Genomic DNA, 3,569 nt, shown 5'->3' with positions numbered 1-3,569 from the left:
GCTGCAGGCTCACGGCCGGCTGCGTGAGGTGCAGCCTGGCGGCGGCGCGCGAGACGCTGCCTTCGCGCGCGGCCAGCACGAAGGCGCGCAGGATCTGGAGGTCCATGGGGGCAGCGGCAGTCATATAAGGTTGGTTTATACGCTCGGCGAACCGAATTCATTGGCTTTCCCCTTGTGGATTGGGCCCAATGGCGCCCATGGAGCAGTCACCGCATCCATCAGTTCGTGAAATATCTTTCTCCGTCATCGGGGCGGGTCGATGCCGCTTTCGCTGAAACCTTTCTTTCGTAGAGTCGCCGTGATCCCCTGGAGGGGCGGACGGAGCGCAGGCCTTGCGCATCCGCGGGCACAAGACTTCACGAAGAACGGAGGAACCATGGCTGCGACTTCTCGCGAGGCATCCCGTCCAACCCCTTGGCCGATGGCCGTGCTGGCCGCGTTGCTGGCGGCCTGCGCGGCGCCGCCGCTGCATGCGGCCAGCGTGCTGTCGGTGAGCCCGCAGGGCGAGGCGCGCGACGTGCGGCAGGTGGCCTTGCGCTTCGACGCCGACATGGTGCCGCTGGGCCAGGACACGGGTGCCGAGCCCGCGAGCGTGCAGTGCACGCCGCAGACGCCGGCGGGCAGCGCCCGCTGGATCGGGCCGCGCGCCTGGGCCTTCGAGTTCGCGCAGGACGTGCGCGGCGGCACGCGTTGCCGCGTGGTGTTCAAGCCGGGGTTGAAGACGCTGGCCGGCGAAGCGGTGACGCCGCCGCCGGTGGCCGAATTTGTTGCCGGGCCGCACGGTTTCTTCGGCAGCTATCCGGGCGAGGGTTCCGAGGTGGCCGCCGACCAGGTCTTCCTGATGCGCCACTACGACCCGCAGCCGACCGAGGATGCGCCGGCGCTGGCCGCGCGCTTCGCCTGCGAGTGGCGCGAAGGTGGGCAGGTGCGGCGCCAACCAGTGGTGGCGGTGACGGGGACGGCACTCGACGCGGCGCTCGAGCGCGCGCGCGTTGCGCTCGAGTCGCGCAATTTCGCGCTCGGCCTGCGCTGCGCGCAGCCCGTGCCGGAGGGTGTCGAACTGTGGCTGGTCCAGCAAGGAACGCCGCGGGCCTTCAACTACCGCGTGCTTCCGCCCTTCACGGCGCGCGCCGGCTGCACCTTCCTCGAGTACCCCAAGGGCCGCGAGGCCTGCGATCCGCGCCTGTCGCTGAACATCGTGTTCTCGGCGCCGCTGTCGCTGGAGGCCGCGCGGCAGGTTCGGCTCGTGGACGCGGCGGGCCGGGACATGCCGCTGACCCCGACGTCCACCTGGCGCCATCCGCAGGCGACGACGCAACTGACGGCGACGCCCTCCGCGGCGGGCTTCGGCGAGGACAGCCGCTACAGCCTGCGGATGCCGGCCGAACTGCGCGACACGCTGGGCCGGCCGCTCGCCAACGCCAGCGAGTTCCCGCGAAGCATCGCCTTCGTGCGGCTGCCGCCCTATCTGGGCGCCGTCCATGCGCAGTCGGTCATGCCGTGGCAGCCGGGTGGCGGCGGCGCGGTCGCGGCCTTCGCGGTGCGTCGTGCTGAAAAGTCCTTGCCGGTGCGCCAGTGGCGCTTCGGCGGCGAGATGGGCGAAGGCATCGAGGCCTATGCGATCGAGCTGCTGCAGGCCCGCGGGTCGAACGCCTGGCCCACCACGCCGCTGGACGACAAGGTCGGCGCGCCGCGCACCTCGACCATCCCCACGCAGGGCGACGCGATGGAGTTCGTCGGCGTGCCGCTGTCCGCGCCCGGCCTGCACGTGGTGCGCGCCGATAGCGCCGCCTTCGCCGGCTACCTGGGCAACCGCACGCCCTTGCCGGGCGAGCGGCCGGACCCCGGGCCGTTCCAGCGCTACACGGTGGTGCAGGCCACCAACCTCAATCCCGATGCGCGCTTCAGCGACATCGGCGCCTCGTCGGTCTGGGTGACCGCGCTCGACACCGCGCTGCCGGTGCCGGCCGCGGAGGTGGCGATCTATTCCTGCAAGCGCGAACTGCTGTGGCGCGGCAGGACCGACGCGCAGGGCCTGGCGCAGCCCGGCGAGGCGCTGCGGGGTCGGCTCGCCTGCAGCGACGCCGGCTATGCCAACGGCGCCTGGATGGTGGTGCGCGCCGGCAACGACATGGCCGTGATGCAGGTACCGGCGAACGGGTATGGCTATCAGGGGGCGGGCGGTGCCGCGCGCAACCTGCGCGCCCACACGGTGCTCGACCGCACGCTCTTCAAGGCCGGCGAGACGGTCGGCATGCAGCACGTGGTGCGGCTGCTGGAGAGCCGCGGCTTCGCGCTGCCGCCGCCCGGCGCCGTGGAGATCGAGATTCGCCACGGCGCGGGCGAGAAAGTCTTCACCGCCAGCGCGATGCTCGGTGCCGACGGCAGCGCCACGAGCGCATGGACGATCCCGCGCGATGCCAGGCTCGGCGACTACACCGTGACCTTGTCGCAGGCCGGCAGCTGGCTCGGCAGGGCGCAGTTCCAGGTCGAGGAATTCCGCACGCCGGTGTTCGACGCGGCACTGCAGGCGAAGGCCTTCTGGGAGCGCGACACGCAGGTGGCGCAGCTCGATGCGCGGCTGGCCTATTTCGCGGGCGGTGCCGCGGTGGGACTGCCCGTCGAGGTCAAGCAGAGTTGGCTCGCGCAGGTGCGCGCGCCGCGCGAAGGCTATTCCTTCTACGCCGCGGAGACCGCGCAGGGCCGCGCGATGCCGCCGGCCATCCCGGCCGAACAGGCGCGGCTCGATCGCGACGGCAAGGCGCGGATCCGTCTCGCCGCGCCGCCGCTCGAGCGCCCGATGCTGCTGCAGACGGAGTTGAAGTTCCAGGACCCGAACGGAGAGACGCAGACCGTCGGCAGTGCCGCCATGCTGTGGCCCGATCGCATGAAGCTCGGCCTGCGCGTGCGCGCGAAGGAGCGCGACCGGCCGCAGGCGATCGAAGGCATCGCGCTCGACGACAGGGACCGACCAGTGGCGGACGAACCCGTCACGGTGCGCGCCAGGCCCGTGCGGCGGGACTGGAGCGGTGGCCAGTACAGCATCGTCGATCTGGGCCCCGAGACGCAGGTGTGCAGCGCGCGCACCGACGCGCAGGGCCAATGGACCTGCGAATGGCGACTGCCCGACGATGCGCAGGGCGCACAGGTTGCCGAACACTGGCTGTTCGAGGCCAGTGCCGCCTCGCTCAGGCACAGCCGGTCGATCGTGCGCACCGCGATGCTCGAGAGCCGCGGGTCGCTCGGCTGGCGCGAGGCGCTGGCGCGCAACGCGCTGCAGGTCGACAACGGCCCGGACTTCGGCCCCGGCGACACGGCCATCGTCGTCGCGCGCCCCGAGCGCCTGCCGGCCCATCTGCTGTTGACCGTCGAGCGCGAGGGCGTGATGAGCGCGAGCGTGCATGCGCTCTCCGCGCTGCAGCAGCGCATCGCGTTGCCGCTCGCCGCGCAGTACGCGCCCAACGTGGCCCTGTCCGCGCGCTACGTGTATCCGCTGCAGGGCGCGGGCAAGAACGAGCCGCTGTCGAGCGCGCAGCGCGCCGACCTGCGGGTACGGCCCGATGCATGGA

At 72.0% G+C, this 3,569-nt stretch carries 2 protein-coding genes; one reads left to right on the top strand and one right to left on the bottom strand.

Features of this window, described 5'->3' with window-relative positions; all coding sequences use genetic code 11:
- On the bottom strand, window positions 1–106 hold a 106-nt coding region (locus AC27VN_RS35940), incomplete at its 3' end, for a LysR family transcriptional regulator (RefSeq protein WP_490879719.1).
- 270 nt (window positions 107–376) lie between these two features.
- Here AC27VN_RS35940 and AC27VN_RS35935 point away from each other — a divergent pair.
- Window positions 377–3,569, top strand: a 3,193-nt coding sequence (locus AC27VN_RS35935; RefSeq protein WP_490879718.1) for an MG2 domain-containing protein, incomplete at its 3' end; no start/stop codon positions are given.

The sequence above is a fragment of the Variovorax sp. 20P10.2.4 genome, assembly GCF_058244205.1.
The sequence above is the reverse complement of the archived record's forward strand: the minus strand, read 5'-3'. Positions and strand labels throughout refer to the sequence as shown.